This is a genomic window from Peribacillus sp. NPDC101480, assembly GCF_050277335.1.
Classification (GTDB): Bacteria; Bacillota; Bacilli; order Bacillales; family DSM-1321; genus Peribacillus.
Map to the genome: position 1 here is coordinate 948518 of NZ_JBNNSB010000001.1, position 18037 is coordinate 966554.

Consider the following 18037-nt stretch of genomic DNA (forward strand, 5'->3'; position numbering starts at 1 on the left):
ATGAAAAACCAATGGACAAACTATTATACAGGCTATGTAAAGGTGAAGGCTTATGGCAAAGGTGCAGAACGGCTGATCAATATGCTGACGAGAAGGGGGCTTCATATCTGGGAAGTGAAGCGTGTCGGAAGTGAATCCCTGATTTTCCATATGGATATCAGGGAAATCCCAAAACTCCGTCAGGTCATGCGTAAGAGCGATTGTAAAGTAAAGTTCATGCAGGGAAAGGGTTTCCCTTTCCTATTGAAGAGAGTCATGAAAAACAGCGGGTTTTTAGCGGGGATGATCGCTTTCCTGCTATGCATATTCGTACTTTCCAATATGGTATGGGGCATCGAGGTTCAAGATGCCAAACCGGCAACCGAGCATGCCATCCGGAAAGAATTGGACAAGATGGGCGTGAAGATCGGTAAAGTGCAATTCTTTGTTGATGATGTGGATACGATTCAGCGTAAGCTGTCGGACCGGATCGGTGCATTGACATGGGTAGGGGTAGAGCTGAAGGGAACGACATACCATTTTCGGGTTGTAGAAAAACGGCAGCCTAAAGAGGTCGAGAAAACATCTCCGCAGAATTTGGTAGCTTCTAAAAAAGCGATCATCACTGATATGTTCGTTGAAAAAGGACAATCTATTGTTAATGTGAATGATTATGTAGGAAAGGGACAGCTTCTTGTTTCAGGATGGATTGGAAAAGGGGATAAACAGGAAATTGTATCCGCACAAGGAGTAATAAAAGGGAAAACGTGGTATAAAGCGAAAGTGGAAGTACCGTTAAAAACCAAGTTTTCTGTTTTTAACGGAGATGAAGCAAGCAGGCACTTTTTAAAAATGGGGGGCTTTTCCCTTCCGGTATGGGGCTTCAAGGATCCGAAATATGAAAAACAGGAAAAAGAAACGACAATGAGGCCGTTTCACTTTCTTCAATGGGAACTGCCCATTTCCTATAAACAAGTGACCTTTAGGAGCAAGGAAGATATTGTACGAAGTTATACGGAGAAAGAAGCCGTGGAGGAAGGCAGGAAAATGGCTAAAGCTGAATTGAAAAAGCATTTGGAAGAGGAAGATGAAATCGTCGAAGAAAAAATTTTGCACGAAAGCATGGAGAATGGTAAAGTAAAATTATCTATACATTACCAAGTTATTGAAGATATAGCGATTGGACAGCCAATCATTCAAGGAGACTAACGAATGGCAGATGATGTGAAAGTAATTAAGCTAGAAATAGAATCACCTAATGAAGCGATCGCTTTATTGGGCAATGGAGATTCAAATGTAAAAGTGCTCGAAGAGGAGCTGGGCATTTCCGTCATAACCCGAGGTGAAGCGGTGAGTGTTGCCGGGGATATCGAGCGGGTAACGATGGGGGAGGAAATCCTCAAGGCATTATTGACAGTGGTCAGAAAAGGAATTGCAATCAGTTCCAGAGATGTGCTTTATGCAATTGAATTGGCAAGAAAAGGCACATTGGAGTATTTCGGCGAATTATATGATGAGGAAATCGCAAAAACGGCTAAGGGGAAATCCATTAAAGTCAAAACAATCGGGCAGAGATACTATATCCAGGCAATAAAGAAACAAGACCTTGTATTTGGAATTGGGCCTGCCGGAACCGGGAAGACCTATCTAGCTGTAGTGATGGCCATCAATGCATTGAAAAATGGACATGTTAAACGGATCATCCTGACACGGCCTGCCGTCGAAGCGGGGGAAAGCCTTGGTTTTCTGCCTGGTGATCTGAAGGAAAAGGTAGATCCTTATCTACGTCCGCTGTATGACGCTCTCCATGACCTTCTAGGGATGGAACAGACGCAGAGGATGATAGAGCGCGGAACGATCGAAATAGCTCCTCTGGCTTATATGAGGGGCCGTACGCTTGAAGATGCCTTTGTCATATTGGATGAAGCCCAGAATACGACGGAAGCCCAAATGAAGATGTTCTTGACCAGGCTTGGTTTCGGATCGAAAATGGTCATTACGGGAGATCGGACCCAAATTGACCTTCCAAAAGGCATGAAGTCAGGTCTTGTCAGGGTAGAAGAGATCTTGAAGAATGTTAAAGGCCTTTCCTTTGTTTATTTTGAACAAAGTGATGTTGTAAGACATCCGCTTGTCGCCAAAATCATTACTGCTTACGAGCAGGCGAAGTCATAAGAAGAAATCCGCCATTTCAATCGGCGGATTTTTCTTGATGTGTCTAAATTACAAACTTTATGGTAAAAAAGTGGATATGGAATGAAGGAAGCTTTACATTTATCAATACGAAGGTGAAAATTCACATAAAAACTGTTATGATTTTACATATCTAGAATAATAAACATCATTTTTATTAGGAGGACCTTCCTTGAATCGTATCCAGAAATTTTTCACTCAAATAAAAGGGCTGTTGGTCCATCGCTTTTTTCAAGTGCTATTGTTCATCATTCTTGGTTTGTTTGCTTATGTGTTAATGTTCTCCAATGTTAAGCCGGAAAGGGTCCAGGTAGAGCTGTTTAAGCCTGCTGAACAAACGATCCGTTCAACCAAGACTGTGGAAGATACCTATAAGACGGAACAGGAAAAAGAAGAGATTTCAAAACAGGTGGCGGATGTTTATTCTCTAAAAAAAGAATATGCAAAAAATAAAGTCGATCTGATTTCATCCATTTTCGATTCAGCGATAGAGGTGAATAAAGAAACGCAAACCGATGAAGATCATAAAGAAGATGAGGAAAAAGAGGATAAAAAAGAGACAATAAAGACGGATGCTCAAAAAGTTTCCATATTAAAAGAAAAATTGACCGATGAAGTGAATAAAAATATCGAGGAATCCGTTTTCCTTGCATTAGTGCAGGCTGATGAAGATGAGTTGAAAATAGCGAAGGATTCAACCATTACAGCCGTGAATAATGTGATGAGCTCCCGAATCGCAGCAAGTGACGTCGAAAATGCCAAGAAAAAGGTTGTAGAGGAATTGGGCTATATGAGCATCAGCGGCGATATGAAAAAAGCCTCCACTTCCCTTGCGCGTACGGCAATCATTCAGAATGTATTTTTCGATAAGGACAAAACCGAGGAACAGCGTAGGAAAGCGGTTGAAAGCGTAGAGCCGATCAGGATCCTTCAAGGTCAGATCATCGTTGAAGAAAATCAATTAGTGGACAGGGATGTTTATAGGCAGCTTGAATTGGCGGGCTTCTTAAATACGGAGTCTACCATTTACCCGTATATCGGCCTGCTGTTATTCATAGTCCTGACTTTTGCCGCTTTTTATTACTTTTTCTACTATTCCATTTCCAAAAAGGATAACAAGTACAATCAGTTATTGATCTTCAGTCTTGTCTTCATCCTTTCAATGGCTACCATGAAAACAGTCAGCATTCTCGCAGACCTGAAAAACTCGAACTTGGAATACATTTTCCCGGGTGCCATGGCGGCGATGCTCATCAAGATATTATTGAATGATAGGTTAGCGGTAGCGATGATCATATTATTAGGTTCGTATGGTACGATTATATTCAATGGTGATACACCTGGAAATCTGGATTTCTCGATGGGGCTTTATATCATTTTCGGGGGATTGACGGCAATCATCATTTTATCCAGGCCAAATTTCAAATCAAAGGTGCTGGTAGCAGGGCTGCTATTGGCTTTAATCAATATGGCATTTGTTTTTTCGCTCATCTTCATTATGGACAGCCAATATACTAGAATGGAGTACTTGTATTATGCTGCTGCTGCGATGGGTTCTGGAGTGGGTGCAGCCGTTTTGACAATGGGCCTGTTGCCGTTTTTCGAGGCTGGTTTCGGGATTTTATCATCGATTAAGCTTATCGAGCTAGCGAATCCCAATCATCCATTACTTCGAAGGATCTTGATAGAGGCTCCAGGGACATATCATCATAGCGTGATGGTCGCCAATTTGGCGGAATCGGCTTGTGAAGCCATCGGGTCGAATGGATTGCTGGCAAGGGTCGGCAGTTATTATCATGATATCGGTAAAACGAAGCGGCCGCATTTCTTCATCGAAAATCAGATGAATGAAGAGAACCCGCATGATCGGCTGCAGCCGGAAACGAGCAGGGATATCATCATTGCCCATGCCGTAGACGGCGGGGAGATGCTTCGCAGTCACAAATTCCCGAAAGAGATTGTGGATATTGCAGAGCAGCATCATGGGACCACTTTATTGAAATTTTTCTACCATAAGGCAAAAAAACAGGATGAGTCCACACTCGAAGCGGACTACCGGTATCCCGGGCCGAGGGCGGTAATGAAGGAAGTAGCCGTCATCGGCATAGCCGATAGTGTGGAAGCTGCAGTGAGATCGATGAAGCACCCAACGCCGGAGAAGATTGAAGAACTGGTAAGTTTCATCATTCAGGACAGGATTTCTGATGGTCAATTTGATGAATGTGACATTACTATGAGAGAATTGAGTATCGTGAAGCATTCCTTATGTGAATCGCTTAATGGTATCTTCCACTCCAGGATTGAATATCCGGAGTCGGATAAATTAGGACAGAAGGTGAAAGAATGATTTTAGCTATCGATTTAATGGATGAAACGAACGAAGTATCGGAGGAAGCTCAGCACCTTGTTGAAAGCATTCTGCAATTTGCGGCAAGAAAAGAAAACATTGAAAAAGACACCGAGCTGTCTGTTACATTTGTTGACAATGATAGGATTCGGGAAATCAATAAAGAATATCGTAATAAAGATTCAGCTACAGATGTCATTTCTTTTGCACTTGAAGAAATGGGAGAAGATGAAGTGGAAATTGTCGGGGCCGAAATGCCCCGCATGTTAGGGGATATCATCATTTCCATTGAACGCACGAAGGAACAGGCTGAAGAATATGGTCATTCATTTGACCGGGAACTTGGATTTTTAGCTCTGCATGGTTTTCTTCACTTATTAGGATTTGACCATATGAATGAAGAAGATGAAAAAGTGATGTTCACAAAACAAAAGGAGATCTTGGAAGAATATGGACTTTCAAGAGAAGGGTAAAAAAAGGTATCCTTTATTAAAAAGTTTCTCTTTTGCCTGTCAGGGAATTTTGGAGGCTGTTCGGACTGAACGCAATATCAAGATTCATTTCGTGTTAACGGTCATCGTCGTATTCTTTGGTTGGTACTTCTCATTGAATGGGATGGAGTGGCTTTTCATTTTAGCGGCCATAGCCGGCACGATTACCTTGGAGCTCGTTAATTCAGCGATTGAAAGGGTAGTGGACCTGGTAACGGATCAAATCCATCCGCTTGCCAAGCAGGCAAAAGATATTGCAGCCGGAGCTGTATTCATATATGCTATATTTTCTATAATAGTTGGATTGATTATATTTTTGCCCAAGTTTGGCCTGTAGGTTGCCGAAATGGTACTCAATTTGAAAGGAAGATGTGAATTGAATACAAAGGAATTGATTGAGGAAGCTAAAAAAGCAAGGGATAAAGCTTATGTGCCTTACTCCAAATTTAAGGTGGGGGCAGCCCTTTTAACCGCTGATGGAAAGGTCTATCATGGTTGTAATATAGAAAATGCAGCATACAGCATGTGTAATTGCGCCGAAAGGACAGCTTTATTCAGTGCTTATGCCCATGACGATAAAAAGTTCGTTAAACTTGCAGTCGTGGCAGATACCGACGGTCCCGTTGCTCCATGCGGGGCATGCAGGCAGGTTATTTCAGAACTGTGCGAAAAGGATATGCCGGTTGTTTTGACCAACTTAAATGGGGATATAAAAGAATTAACAGTACAGGAATTGCTTCCAGGAGCTTTTTCACCGGAGGATTTGAATGGATAAATTATTTAATGATACACAAGTAAAAGATTACAAATCAGGTTTCATTTCGATTATTGGACGACCTAATGTTGGGAAGAGTACATTTCTGAATCGGGTCATCGGCCAAAAGATCGCCATTATGAGCGATAAACCGCAAACTACAAGAAATAAGGTCCAAGGTGTACTTACGCAAAACGATTCACAAATGATTTTCATCGATACACCTGGCATTCATAAACCAAAGCATAAGCTTGGTGATTTCATGATGAAAGTGGCCACGAATACATTGAAGGAAGTCGATTTGATTCTCTTCATGATCAATGCGACTGAAGGATACGGACGCGGTGACGAGTTTATCATTGAAAAACTTCAATCCGTAAAAACGCCTGTTTTCCTGGTTGTAAACAAAATCGATGCGATGCATCCGGATGATTTACTTCCGATCATTGAAAAATACCAACAGCTTTACCCTTTTGCGGCAGTCGTTCCGATTTCTGCGCTTGAAGGAAATAACGTTGATACACTGCTTGAGCAAATCAAGGAACATCTGCCTGAAGGTCCCCAGTTTTATCCTGCTGACCAAGTGACCGACCACCCGGAACGTTTTATCATTTCCGAATTGGTCCGCGAGAAGGTTCTGCACCTTACACGGGAAGAAATTCCGCATTCGGTGGCTGTTGTCATCGATTCGATTAAAAAAATGGATAACAGCGACACCATTAATGTCATGGCGACGATCGTTGTCGAACGTGATTCACAAAAAGGCATTGTCATCGGAAAGCAAGGGAAAATGCTTAAAGAAGTCGGTAGCCGTGCCAGAGTGGATATCGAAAACTTATTGGGCTCAAAGGTTTTCCTGGAACTGTGGGTGAAGGTGCAGAAAGATTGGCGTAACAAAGCAAGCCAGCTTCGTGATTATGGCTTCAATGAGAGCGAGTATTAATTAACAAAATTTACGCGTCATGAAAGTTCGGAAAACGGTCAAGCTAATCATATGGTCGGATATTCATATTGCTAGTTAAAAATGAAAGGTGGGCTTTATATGTTGGATTTTACCTGGGAATTATTCTCTGAAACAGGTAATGTGGACACCTATTTGCTGTTTAAGGAGATAGAAGTCGAAAGACAGGAAAGACACTTGGTATTGAACGATGAGCTAGCAGAAATTGATTTTCCTGTTTCATAGGTTAGCCTTGGCAAGCATGGGTGGTGTCTTGGTATGCTCCAAAAATGTGAGGGCATTGTCATAAGGCGAACTGCATATGGAGAAAATAACAAAATCATTACTATATATACCCGTGAGCTAGGAAAAATCGGCGTTATGGCTAGAGGGGCCAGTAAACCTAACAGCAGGCTTTCTGCCGTCACACAGCTTTTTTGCTCCGGGTATTTTCTTGTAACTACATCAACCGGACTCGGAAGTCTTCAGCAAGGCGAAATGGTCGATTCACTCCGTTTCATAAGGGAGGATCTTTTTGCCACTGCTTATGCTTCTTATATTGTTGAATTGCTTGATAAAAGTGTCGAGGATAAGAAACCGAATCCATATTTGTATGAGTTGCTTTCGCAAACCTTGCATTACATAAACGAAGAATATGACGCAGAGGTATTGAAATTCATTTTTGAAATGAAGATGCTGCCCGTCAATGGGATTAACCCAGTGCTGAATCAATGTGCTGTATGTGGTGAAACGGAAGGGGAATTCTCCTTCTCGCTTCGGGAAGCGGGCTTTATCTGTCACCGCTGCCTGGGGAAAGACCCTTATCATTATAAAATTTCAGCTGCAGCCGTCAAATTGCTGCGAATCTTTTATTATTTCGATTTATCAAGGCTCGGAAACATTTCCGTCAAGCCTGAAACGAAAAAAGAACTGCGAAAGATCATCGATGTTTATTATGAGGAATATTCTGGTCTGAACTTGAAATCAAAAAAGTTCCTGAATCAGATTGATACGATGAAAGATATGTTTTAGGATCTGACCTATTGACATTCCTTGTTAGTTTGTATAAAATTCTAAACATCAAAATAAGAAGATTGCGTTGATGGAAAAGAGTATCTGTCATTCTCCATAAAAAGCGAACCCGGGACGGTGGAAGCCGGGATATGGATTTACAGGGAAGGGCGTTTCCGGAGCATGTTGCTTTGAAAAGAGGCCGTTTTATAAACGGCAATTAGGGTGGAACCGCGGGTATACTCTCGTCCCTATGCATTTCGCATAGGGACGGGAGTTTTTTGTTTGCCCAAATGTGATGGGTTCCGACCTGATTTTAAAAAGAGCCGTTTTAAATAACCTGGAGGTGTACGATGAATATTCAAAATATGATTTTAACGTTACAAAAGCATTGGTCTGAACAAGGCTGCATATTGATGAATGCTTATGATGTCGAGAAAGGGGCAGGAACGATGAGCCCATACACGTTCCTGAGAGCCATAGGACCGGAGCCTTGGAGCGTTGCTTACGTGGAGCCATCACGCCGTCCTGCTGACGGTCGTTATGGTGAGAACCCTAACCGACTGTATCAGCACCATCAGTTCCAAGTGATCATGAAGCCGTCGCCTGACAATATCCAAGAATTATATTTGGATTCTTTACGCGCTTTAGGGATAAATCCGCTTGAGCATGATATTCGCTTTGTGGAGGACAACTGGGAAAACCCATCACTAGGGTGTGCCGGTCTCGGTTGGGAAGTGTGGCTTGATGGAATGGAAATAACGCAATTTACATATTTCCAACAAGTGGGCGGTCTTGAGTGCAAGCCGGTTTCCGTGGAAATTACATACGGGATCGAACGTCTCGCTTCATACATTCAAGATAAGGAAAACGTATTTGACCTGGAATGGACAGATGGATTCACAGTTCGGGATATATTTGGACAGCCGGAATACGAACATTCGAAATATACGTTCGAAACCTCCGACCTTGATATGCTGTTTCAGCTTTTCACGATGTATGAAAAGGAAGCGCATCGCCAAATGGAAGAAGGTCTTGTACATCCCGCATATGATTATGTTTTGAAATGTTCACATACATTTAACCTTTTGGATGCCAAAGGTGCCATCTCGGTGACGGAAAGAACGGGTTATATTGCCCGGTGCCGTAACCTAGCGCGCAAGGTTGCCAAGACCTTCTATGAAGAGCGGGAAAAATTAGGCTTCCCGATTCTGAAAGTGAAAGGGGAGAATACAAATGAGCAAGCGTGATTTGTTATTGGAGATTGGATTGGAAGAGCTGCCTGCCCGTTTTGTGACAGCATCAATGAAACAGTTGTCAGATAAGGTGCAGCAATGGCTAAAGGAAAAAGCGATTGAATTCGGAACGGTTGAAGCTTTTTCCACACCAAGACGTTTGGCCGTACTGGTGAAAGACGTGGAAGAGTCCCAAAAGGATATCGAAGAAGAAGCAAAAGGCCCGGCTAAGAAAATCGCTTTGGACAGCGAAGGCAACTGGTCTAAAGCGGCATTGGGATTCGTCAGGGGTCAAGGAATGACTTCAGAGGACATTTATTTTAAAGAACTCAAGGGTGTGGAATATGTCCATGTGAATAAATTCATAAAAGGACAGCAGACCGTTCAGCTTTTATCTGAGCTTGCTGAAATCATCAGCGGCATGACGTTTCCGAAAAATATGCGTTGGGCCAATCAGGAGCTCCGCTTCGTCCGTCCGATTAAATGGCTGATTGCCTTATTCGGCAATGACATTGTGCCATTCAGCATTGCTGATGTGGAAACGGGCCGTGAAACAAAAGGACACCGTTTCTTGGGCGATAGCGCTAGCATCGAACTGCCGGAACTGTACGAAGATACGCTAAAAGAACAATTTGTTATGGCGAATCCAGATAAACGCCGGCAAGTTATATTGGATCAGATTAAAGAGCTTGAACAGGAGAAAGGCTGGATCATCCCAGTCGATGAAGATCTGCTTGAAGAAGTCAATAATTTGGTGGAGTATCCAACGGTGTTATTTGGAAATTTTGAAGAAGAATTCCTTGAGCTCCCAGCTGAGGTGCTTATCACATCGATGAAGGAACATCAACGTTATTTCCCTGTTAAAGATCAGGACGGGAAACTGCTTGCTCACTTTGTAACCGTGCGTAACGGCGATGACCGCCATTTGGATAAGGTTTCTAAAGGTAATGAAAAAGTATTGCGTGCCCGCCTATCTGATGCGGCATTCTTCTATAAAGAGGATCAGAAAAAAGAGATTTCGGATGCTTTGAAAAAGCTTGACAGCATCGTTTATCATGAAGAAATCGGTACATTAGCCGAGAAAACTGCCCGGGTAACTGCTCTGACGGGTGACCTTGCGGATGCTTTGAATTTAAAGGCGGAAAAAGAAATGGCGCTTCGGACAGCGGCAATTGCCAAGTTCGATTTGGTGAGTCAAATGGTTTATGAATTCCCTGAATTGCAAGGGTATATGGGTGAAAAATATGCGCTCTTAAAAGGTGAAGCCAAAGAAGTGGCCGCGGCTATCAATGAACATTATATGCCAAGACATGCGGATGACAATGTACCGCCTTCAGTCATTGGTGCGGTTGTGAGTTTAGCTGAAAAAATTGATACTTTGTCTTCATTCTTCGCTATTGGCGTCATTCCGACCGGTTCCCAGGATCCTTACGCATTAAGAAGGCAGGCGAGCGGTGTCGTCCAAATCCTAGCGGAGAAGAAATGGAATATTTCACTAGAGGAGCTTATTGTTTTAGGTCTTAAAGGACTGGAATCAAAAGGCATCTTAAATCGTGATCTTGAAGAAGTTAAAGCGGATATGTTCACATTCTTTAAAGCGCGTGTCAAACACCTGCTTCAAGAACAGCAAATCCGTTACGATTTGATTGATGCAGTTCTGTTCAATGAGATCGGTTATATCCACTCTATCGTGGAACGTGCACATGTCTTGGATGCTAAAAAGGACGAAGCAGGGTTTAAAGAAAGCCTGGAAGCATTAAGTCGGGTCATGAACATTGCCGTTAAATGTGACAATAAGGTGACAGTTGATCCTTCTGCCTTTGAAAATGATCAAGAAAATGCGTTATATGTAAAATATAAAAAAGTGGCAATCCGTTATATGGAATCTAGAGATGAGAATGAGCGGTTTGAACAGCTTGTTTCGCTTCAATCGGAAATAGAGTCGTATTTCGAGAATACAATGGTCATGGCAGATGATGAAGCAATCCGTAATAACCGTTTATCCTTAATGAAGGAAATCAGTGATTTGGTTGCTGGTTTTGCTGCCATGAATAAAATCATCCTTACATGATCGAAGGGATGTATGGAAATCGGAAACACTTTAAATAGGGTTTCCGATTTCTTAAAAAGATAATGGTCAATAAATAGGACAAAAATGCCCTTATTAAATAATTTAGTATATAATTATTAAATGAATAACTTTTGTTACTTTACTCTGCGAAAGCAGTGGGGTGGTGATTATAATCCAATTGAATAAGCGTCAGGAGCAAATTTTACAAATTGTAAAAGAAAACGGACCGATTACTGGAGAACATATTGCGGATAGATTGAACCTTACCAGGGCGACACTTCGTCCAGATTTAGCCATTTTAACGATGGCAGGTTTTCTTGATGCCAGGCCGCGAGTGGGGTATTTTTATACAGGCAGGTCAGGTACACAGCTTTTGACCGATAGCCTTAACCATCTTTATGTACGAGACTACCAATCGATACCCGTCGTTGTTGACGAGGGCATTTCCGTATATGATGCAATCGTCATGATGTTTTTGGAAGATGTCGGAACAATGTTCGTGGTCGATAAGCATGCATTGCTTGTTGGTGTCTTATCAAGGAAAGACTTGTTGCGTGCGAGTATTGGGAAACAAGAGCTTAACTCCATTCCAGTCAATATCATCATGACTAGGATGCCCAATATTACAATGTGTTCAAAAGAAGACCTTTTGATTGATGTGGCCAAGAAATTGATTGATAAACAAATCGACTCATTACCGGTCGTCAAAGACACAGAAAAAGGCTATGAAGTAATTGGAAGAATTACAAAAACCAATATTACGAAAGCATTCGTAGCTTTGGCTGATGAAGGCTATTAGGGGGCTTGCAAAAGGAATGACGGAGAATATGAACGGTTCTATTATATATGTTGTATCGGATTCGGTAGGGGAAACAGCGGAATTGGTTACAAAAGCCGCTGCAAGCCAGTTCTCGGGATCTGCATTTTCCATAAAGAGAATTCCGTATATTGAAGATGAACAAAACGTGGATGAAGTGATATCACTGGCTAAGTTGGATGGGGCAATCATTGCTTATACTCTTGTGAAGCCAGCTATTAGAGCGTATATGAAAGCACAGGTCGAGAAAGAAAACCTGTCTGCTTATGACATTTTAGGGCCGCTCATGGACATCCTTGAGGAAAGGGCGCCAAAAGGGCCGCTTAATGAACCTGGTCTTGTAAGAAAGCTGGATGATGACTATTTCAAGCGTGTGGAAGCCATTGAATTTGCTGTAAAATATGATGATGGACGTGACCCTCGGGGCATATTACGTGCTGATATCGTCCTTGTCGGTGTTTCACGCACTTCAAAAACGCCGTTATCACAGTATTTAGCCCACAAACGCTATAAGGTGGCTAACGTACCTTTAGTGCCTGAAGTGGAACCTCCAGAAGAGCTGTTCCTGGTACCTCCTGAAAAATGCATTGGATTAAAAATCAGTCCGGAAAAGCTGAACCATATTCGTAAAGAACGATTAAAGTCGCTTGGGCTTAATGATCATGCGATTTATGCAAATGTGGAGCGTATAAAAGAAGAATTGACATACTTTGATACAATCATATCAAGGTTGAACTGTCCTATTATTGATGTAACCAATAAAGCTGTTGAAGAAACAGCCAATTTGATAATCAATATCCTTCAAAACAAAAACCGTTAATCCTTATAATTAAGGCAAATCAAAATGTGAGCTAGGCACTTTATTGTGTCAGCTCACATTTTAATGCCAAGGTTCAATAGGGAATAAAAAGAATAAGTTCAAAATAATTACATAAAATTTCTCCTTGTTTCCAACTGTAAATCCTTTGATTTGCATGAAAACAAATTCGGAATTTAAATGTTGGCATCTTCTAATCAAATAGACTATAATAAAAAATTGTGAGAAAAAAGTAATCTTAAGGTTTAGACTTAATTAATAAGGAATAAACTAAAGGTTAATGAGATGTCAAGGTTTTTATCATAAAAATAATTCGACATGTTCCGTATAATTCAGGAGGGGCTGGTCTTTTCCAAGGAAAAAAGATCCGCTTTCCTTAAATGAACAGGTATTCCTTGAAGAATTATGTGTGCTCTTTTAGAGGAAACCCTCTGGATCAATGCTGAAAATTCACCATATCTTCATAAAGTTTAGGGGAGAAAAAGGATTATGCAGAAAGATGTAGAATTAGAAGGTATGAATAATAAACCCACGATACACGTCGATGCCGATGCATGCCCGGTGAAAGACGAAATCCTTCATTGTGCAAGTTTGCACGATGTTGAAGTCTGTTTTGTTGCATCATATAAAAATATGATGAATAACCCTGAAGGTAAATGGGTATATGTCGATGCAGACAAAGAAGCGGCAGATCTTTTTATAGTAAACTCAGTAAAAAAGGGTGATATTGTCGTTACTGCAGATATTGGTTTAGCTGGGACCCTGCTTCCTAAAAACGTTTATGTCCTTTCGCCAAGGGGAAAAGAATACACTGACGAGAATATTTTCATGCTCTTGGATATGCGCTATCAGTCGGCGAAACTCCGCAGGCAGGGTAAGCATACAAAAGGGCCGAAAGCATTCACGAAGGAAGATCGTGCATGTTTCACAAATAAACTTTTGAAAACATTGTCGAACTTTGCAGGGAATTAGAAAACAGTATCGAATTAAAAACTATCACCAATATTGCAAGGTGGAAAAATGATAAATGGCCGTATAGAAGATGAGAAAATTAATCAAATTCGCGAAGCTGTTGACATTGTTGATTTAATTGGGGAGTATGTCCAGTTAAAGAAGCAGGGGCGCAATTACTTTGGCCTATGTCCTTTTCATGGTGAAAACTCGCCCTCGTTTTCCGTTTCAACGGAAAAACAAATCTTTCACTGTTTTGGTTGCGGGGCAGGGGGAAATATCTTTACCTTCTTAATGGATATAGAAGGCTACAGCTTTGTGGAATCAGCAAAAGTTTTAGCCGAAAAAGGAAATGTTCCTTTGGATGTTGAAATCAATAAGGATTCCAAGCGTTCTAACATGCCGGCAGGCTCGCAGCAAATGGTCGAGGCACATGACCTGCTGAGGAAGTTTTATCATCATCTCCTCGTTAATACGAAAGAGGGGCAGGATGCTCTCGAATATTTACTTAAACGCGGGTTTACTGAAGAGACTATAGAAAAGTTCCAAATTGGCTACTCTTTGGATTCATGGGATTTCGTGTCCAAGTTTCTTTTAAAACGCGGGTTTCCAGCGGAATACATGGAGCAGGCAGGGCTTATTATTTACAGGGAAAAAGACGAGTCATATTTTGACCGTTTCAGAAATAGAGTCATGTTTCCAATTATGGATCATCAAGGAAATACGATTGCATTTTCAGGAAGAGCGATGGGGGACGATGAGCCCAAATATTTGAATAGTCCTGAAACGCCAATCTTTAATAAAAGTAAAACTTTATATAATTTCCATCATGCAAGACCACACATACGAAAGAAAGAACAAGCAGTAATTTTTGAAGGCTTTGCCGATTGCATTTCAGCTGTTGGCGCAGGTGTGGAGAATGCGGTCGCTACAATGGGTACTGCCCTGACGGACCAGCATATCCAGCTTTTAAAAAGAAATACTGACCAGATACTTATATGCTACGATTCGGACTCAGCGGGATTAAATGCTGCCAATCGTGCAGTTAATATGCTACAGGACCATGAGTTTTCCGTGAAAGTCGCTCTCATGCCTGATAACTTGGACCCCGATGACTACATAAAGGAATTCGGTGAAAAAAGCTTTGTTTCTGAAGTAATAGGGGCCAGTTTAACCTACATGGCATTCAAAATGCATTATTTGCGTCGAGGGAAAAATGTAAATAATGAAGGAGATCGAATTCAATATATCGAAGAAGTCCTTAAAGAAGTTTCACGATTGCCCAATGCAGTGGAGAGGGATCATTATCTTCGGCAGCTATCCTCTGAATTTTCCCTATCATTGGATGCGCTGGAACAGCAGCAGCGTCAGGTGTTCTTTACGGAACGCAAGAAGGGGACACTGCCGCAGCCAGCAGCCCAAAAGAAAATGTCCCTGCAATATGAGCATAAGTTAAAGCCTGCTCACCATAATGCTGAAATGAAGTTGATCGCCCATATGCTAAAAAGCAGGGATATGACCTTCAAAATTCAGCAATTGCTTGGACAAACGGTTTTTCATGTAGATGAACATCAGGCAATCATCACCTATTTATATGCGTTCTATGAAGATGGACACGAACCGGATACAAGCTTTTTCCTTACTTATTTACCGGATCCAAACTTGAGAAGGATCGTTTCGGAAATAGAAATGATGTCAGTGAATGAGGAAGTTACCGATAAAGAACTGACCGATTGCATAAATCAAGTGTTGAAATATGAAAAATTGTTAAAGATAAAAGAAAAACAAGTTGAAGAAAAAGATGCAGTTAGGCGAAGTGATTATGTCACTGCTGCAAAAATTGCCATGGAAATCATTAAATTGCGTAAAATGTTGTAGTCGTTTAGGTGTAAGTCCTGGAAGGAGGGGAACTAATGGCTGAAAAACCAGCACGTTCCAAACAAGTTGATAATGAATTTAGCCTTGAACAGGTGAAAGAAAAATTACTAGAGCTAGGTAAAAAACGAGGCTCTTTGACTTTAGAAAAAATCGCTGAAATGATTGGCGGTTTTGAATTGGATTCCGATCAAATGGATGAGTTCTATGAGGTGTTAGCAGAAAACGGCGTCGAAATACTCACTGATGGTGAGGAGGACGAGGATGAAGATGATCCGGATGAGAAGAAGCTTGCAAAAGAAGAAGAGTTTGACTTAAATGATTTAAGTGTTCCTCCTGGCGTTAAAATCAATGACCCAGTACGCATGTACTTAAAGGAAATTGGTCGGGTAGACCTTTTATCGGCAGAAGAGGAAATCTCTCTGGCGACGAGAATCGAAGATGGGGATGAAGAAGCGAAACGCCGTTTGGCAGAAGCTAACCTTCGTCTTGTTGTCAGTATCGCCAAGCGCTATGTCGGACGCGGAATGCTTTTCCTTGATTTGATTCAGGAAGGTAATATGGGACTTATCAAAGCAGTCGAGAAATTTGATTACCGCAAGGGATTCAAATTCAGTACGTATGCAACATGGTGGATTCGCCAAGCGATAACCCGTGCGATTGCCGACCAAGCAAGGACGATCCGGATACCGGTGCATATGGTGGAAACCATCAATAAATTGATCCGTGTCCAAAGACAGCTTCTTCAGGATTTAGGACGTGAACCTTCTCCGGAAGAAATTGCGGAGGATATGGACTTAACACCTGAAAAAGTTCGTGAAATCTTGAAAATAGCTCAGGAACCGGTTTCATTGGAAACGCCAATAGGAGAAGAAGACGATTCACATTTAGGTGATTTCATTGAAGATCAGGATGCAACTTCTCCATCGGAGCATGCAGCATATGAACTATTGAAAGAACAGCTTGAAGATGTATTGGATACTCTTACTGACCGTGAAGAGAACGTCTTGAGACTCCGCTTTGGACTTGATGATGGCCGCACCCGCACTCTTGAAGAGGTAGGGAAAGTATTTGGGGTCACCCGCGAGCGTATCCGTCAAATCGAAGCGAAGGCGCTTCGTAAACTGAGACATCCAAGCCGCAGCAAACGCTTGAAAGATTTCCTGGAATAGAATATATGCCCTTCACAGAGCCCTCTTTGAATGCCCAGCGTTCGGGAGCGGCTCTTTTTTTAGTTCCGATGTAAAAATATCCTATAAAAACAATAATTACCAATACACTGTAAAAAAATTTGAAAGCTAAGTCATAAAAAGAAATGATCATCATGAGGATGTGAGATTCATGGATGAGATGAGAAAGAAAATCATCATTCAAGAAATAAACTCCTGGAAGGAAAGTCGTATGCTTCCGGAGCAATATTGTAATTATTTGCTTGCATTATACTGTCAAGGCGAACTGCCGCCACCCAATTCGGCTAAATTCTGGAGCGTAAAAAACGACATCTTTTCCGGGTTGTTGATTGGGGCCCTTTTTGCATTTATTGTATTTTTGAATTATTTTACTGAAATACCCATAAGAATGCAAATGCTTATGACAACAATTTCAATTCTTGTCTTTGGGCTGGGAGCCCGCCACTTTGCCGGCAGGAAAATCATTTTTCAAATGGCCTTGATGGGAATGGCGCTATCTTTGCTTTTATTAACAGTCAGTTTTGCCGAATTCATGGCACCTGGTCAAGTGAGTATCCTTTATATTTTCCTGTTCATTAATTGCGGACTTTGGGTTTTAATGGGCAAAAAACTGAAGCTGCTCCATTTTTCCATAGGGGGAGGCCTGGGAGCAATGGTCACTCTTTACTTTTTTTTTAGGACATTCTAGCGGTTTTAATTAGTGATTTTAGGGTATTATGAAATATATGTAAGAAAAAGTAAAACTGTTTGGAAATATACATAAGTTTTTGACAATTTTAAGAAATTATATAATATCTTCTATTTTTGGGCTTTTACTTGAAACTCTTTTCAAGTAAAATAATATATAGCTGTTTGTATATAATATTAAATATGGTAAGTTTAGGTTCTACATAGGGGAGGAAATACTATGAATCGCAATCCAGTAATGCCTTTTATTATTATCATGGTTTTTGGTATTGGACTTATGTTTTTACTTTCGTTTAAAGGTTTGGGTGATGCCAAAGATCTTGCTAAGGAAAAAGAGGGCGGCGAAAAGACAGAAGAAACAGAAAGTGCCTCAGCATCACCTGAGGACATCTATAAGCAAAACTGTATCTCATGTCATGGTGACGCCTATCAAGGCGGCGTCGGGCCTGCCCTAAAAGGTGTTGGCGATCGTCTATCGGTGGACGAGGTCAAAGAAGTGATCACAAATGGACGAGGTGCAATGCCACCAGGTTTAGTCGAAGAACAGAACATTGACGCCATGGCCGAATATATTCATGGACTGAAATAATTCATGAAACTGACTCAAGAAATCGTTGGAAAGCGAACTTTTTGAGTCAGTTTTTCATTTATTCAGAAAAGGAAGATTCCAGATGGAAAG

General features: G+C 41.4%; 18 protein-coding genes and 1 other annotated feature. All 18 genes read left to right on the top strand.

Annotated features, from left to right (window positions below):
- Positions 1 to 1188: a sporulation protein YqfD gene (yqfD, locus tag ACQKMF_RS04715; protein ID WP_427571995.1), complete on the top strand. Its 1188-nt coding sequence runs from the start codon at positions 1 to 3 to the stop codon at positions 1186 to 1188.
- A gap of 3 nt (positions 1189 to 1191) precedes the next feature.
- Entirely contained in the window at positions 1192 to 2154 is a 963-nt protein-coding gene (locus ACQKMF_RS04720) for a PhoH family protein (RefSeq protein WP_034308506.1), read from the top strand.
- A 190-nt stretch (positions 2155 to 2344) separates the two neighbouring features.
- Positions 2345 to 4519: an HD family phosphohydrolase gene (locus ACQKMF_RS04725; RefSeq protein WP_402938468.1), complete on the top strand. Its 2175-nt coding sequence runs from the start codon at positions 2345 to 2347 to the stop codon at positions 4517 to 4519.
- Entirely contained in the window at positions 4516 to 4992 is a 477-nt protein-coding gene (gene ybeY, locus ACQKMF_RS04730) for an rRNA maturation RNase YbeY (protein WP_427571998.1), read from the top strand. The genes ACQKMF_RS04725 and ybeY overlap by 4 nt, the downstream gene beginning before the upstream one ends.
- A complete protein-coding gene (locus tag ACQKMF_RS04735; RefSeq protein WP_137019114.1) occupies positions 4970 to 5347 on the top strand; it encodes a diacylglycerol kinase family protein in 378 nt (125 codons plus the stop codon). Before ybeY ends, ACQKMF_RS04735 begins: the two co-directional genes overlap by 23 nt.
- Before the next feature lie 39 nt (positions 5348 to 5386).
- The gene (locus ACQKMF_RS04740; protein ID WP_101222598.1) at positions 5387 to 5785 is read left to right on the top strand and encodes a cytidine deaminase; all 399 of its coding nucleotides are present in this window, start codon (positions 5387 to 5389) and stop codon (positions 5783 to 5785) included.
- Complete coding sequence (gene era / locus ACQKMF_RS04745) at positions 5778 to 6707, top strand: GTPase Era (protein ID WP_101222597.1); 930 nt, start codon at positions 5778 to 5780, stop codon at positions 6705 to 6707. The genes ACQKMF_RS04740 and era overlap by 8 nt, the downstream gene beginning before the upstream one ends.
- 99 nt (positions 6708 to 6806) lie before the next feature.
- Positions 6807 to 6950, top strand: a complete 144-nt coding sequence (locus ACQKMF_RS04750) for a YqzL family protein (protein ID WP_101222596.1) — start codon at positions 6807 to 6809, stop codon at positions 6948 to 6950.
- A gap of 33 nt (positions 6951 to 6983) precedes the next feature.
- Positions 6984 to 7736 (top strand): DNA repair protein RecO, encoded by a 753-nt coding sequence (gene recO, locus ACQKMF_RS04755; RefSeq protein ID WP_427572002.1) that lies wholly within the window; start codon positions 6984 to 6986, stop codon positions 7734 to 7736.
- Between the two features lie 58 nt (positions 7737 to 7794).
- Positions 7795 to 7971, top strand: a binding site (T-box leader).
- Between the two features lie 97 nt (positions 7972 to 8068).
- The gene (gene glyQ, locus ACQKMF_RS04760) at positions 8069 to 8965 is read left to right on the top strand and encodes a glycine--tRNA ligase subunit alpha (protein ID WP_034308488.1); all 897 of its coding nucleotides are present in this window, start codon (positions 8069 to 8071) and stop codon (positions 8963 to 8965) included.
- Entirely contained in the window at positions 8952 to 11021 is a 2070-nt protein-coding gene (glyS, locus tag ACQKMF_RS04765) for a glycine--tRNA ligase subunit beta (RefSeq protein ID WP_260358103.1), read from the top strand. Before glyQ ends, glyS begins: the two co-directional genes overlap by 14 nt.
- A 160-nt stretch (positions 11022 to 11181) precedes the next feature.
- The gene (locus ACQKMF_RS04770; RefSeq protein ID WP_034308483.1) at positions 11182 to 11820 is read left to right on the top strand and encodes a helix-turn-helix transcriptional regulator; all 639 of its coding nucleotides are present in this window, start codon (positions 11182 to 11184) and stop codon (positions 11818 to 11820) included.
- Between the two features lie 28 nt (positions 11821 to 11848).
- Positions 11849 to 12658, top strand: coding sequence for a pyruvate, water dikinase regulatory protein (locus ACQKMF_RS04775; RefSeq protein WP_101223470.1), 810 nt, complete (start codon positions 11849 to 11851; stop codon positions 12656 to 12658).
- Between the two features lie 513 nt (positions 12659 to 13171).
- Positions 13172 to 13627, top strand: a complete 456-nt coding sequence (locus ACQKMF_RS04780) for a YaiI/YqxD family protein (RefSeq protein ID WP_427572413.1) — start codon at positions 13172 to 13174, stop codon at positions 13625 to 13627.
- A gap of 51 nt (positions 13628 to 13678) precedes the next feature.
- Complete coding sequence (dnaG, locus tag ACQKMF_RS04785) at positions 13679 to 15484, top strand: DNA primase (RefSeq protein WP_427572415.1); 1806 nt, start codon at positions 13679 to 13681, stop codon at positions 15482 to 15484.
- A gap of 35 nt (positions 15485 to 15519) precedes the next feature.
- The gene (gene rpoD / locus ACQKMF_RS04790; RefSeq protein WP_034308477.1) at positions 15520 to 16653 is read left to right on the top strand and encodes an RNA polymerase sigma factor RpoD; all 1134 of its coding nucleotides are present in this window, start codon (positions 15520 to 15522) and stop codon (positions 16651 to 16653) included.
- A gap of 169 nt (positions 16654 to 16822) precedes the next feature.
- The gene (locus ACQKMF_RS04795) at positions 16823 to 17359 is read left to right on the top strand and encodes a hypothetical protein (protein ID WP_427572004.1); all 537 of its coding nucleotides are present in this window, start codon (positions 16823 to 16825) and stop codon (positions 17357 to 17359) included.
- Positions 17360 to 17578: 219 nt separating this feature from the next.
- Positions 17579 to 17947 (top strand): cytochrome c550, encoded by a 369-nt coding sequence (gene cccA, locus ACQKMF_RS04800; RefSeq protein ID WP_101222591.1) that lies wholly within the window; start codon positions 17579 to 17581, stop codon positions 17945 to 17947.
- Positions 17948 to 18037: the final 90 nt, after the last annotated feature.

Bases quoted from the DNA above. Each gene is read 5' to 3' on its own strand.
- yqfD (WP_427571995.1), top strand. From the start codon at position 1: ATGAAAAACCAATGGACAAACTATTATACAGGCTATGTAAAGGTGAAG.
- ACQKMF_RS04720 (WP_034308506.1), top strand. From the start codon at position 1,192: ATGGCAGATGATGTGAAAGTAATTAAGCTAGAAATAGAATCACCTAAT.
- ybeY (WP_427571998.1), top strand. From the start codon at position 4,516: ATGATTTTAGCTATCGATTTAATGGATGAAACGAACGAAGTATCGGAG.
- ACQKMF_RS04735 (WP_137019114.1), top strand. From the start codon at position 4,970: ATGGACTTTCAAGAGAAGGGTAAAAAAAGGTATCCTTTATTAAAAAGT.
- era (WP_101222597.1), top strand. From the start codon at position 5,778: ATGGATAAATTATTTAATGATACACAAGTAAAAGATTACAAATCAGGT.
- ACQKMF_RS04750 (WP_101222596.1), top strand. From the start codon at position 6,807: ATGTTGGATTTTACCTGGGAATTATTCTCTGAAACAGGTAATGTGGAC.
- recO (WP_427572002.1), top strand. From the start codon at position 6,984: ATGCTCCAAAAATGTGAGGGCATTGTCATAAGGCGAACTGCATATGGA.
- glyQ (WP_034308488.1), top strand. From the start codon at position 8,069: ATGAATATTCAAAATATGATTTTAACGTTACAAAAGCATTGGTCTGAA.
- glyS (WP_260358103.1), top strand. From the start codon at position 8,952: ATGAGCAAGCGTGATTTGTTATTGGAGATTGGATTGGAAGAGCTGCCT.
- ACQKMF_RS04775 (WP_101223470.1), top strand. From the start codon at position 11,849: ATGAACGGTTCTATTATATATGTTGTATCGGATTCGGTAGGGGAAACA.
- ACQKMF_RS04780 (WP_427572413.1), top strand. From the start codon at position 13,172: ATGAATAATAAACCCACGATACACGTCGATGCCGATGCATGCCCGGTG.
- rpoD (WP_034308477.1), top strand. From the start codon at position 15,520: ATGGCTGAAAAACCAGCACGTTCCAAACAAGTTGATAATGAATTTAGC.
- ACQKMF_RS04795 (WP_427572004.1), top strand. From the start codon at position 16,823: ATGGATGAGATGAGAAAGAAAATCATCATTCAAGAAATAAACTCCTGG.
- cccA (WP_101222591.1), top strand. From the start codon at position 17,579: ATGAATCGCAATCCAGTAATGCCTTTTATTATTATCATGGTTTTTGGT.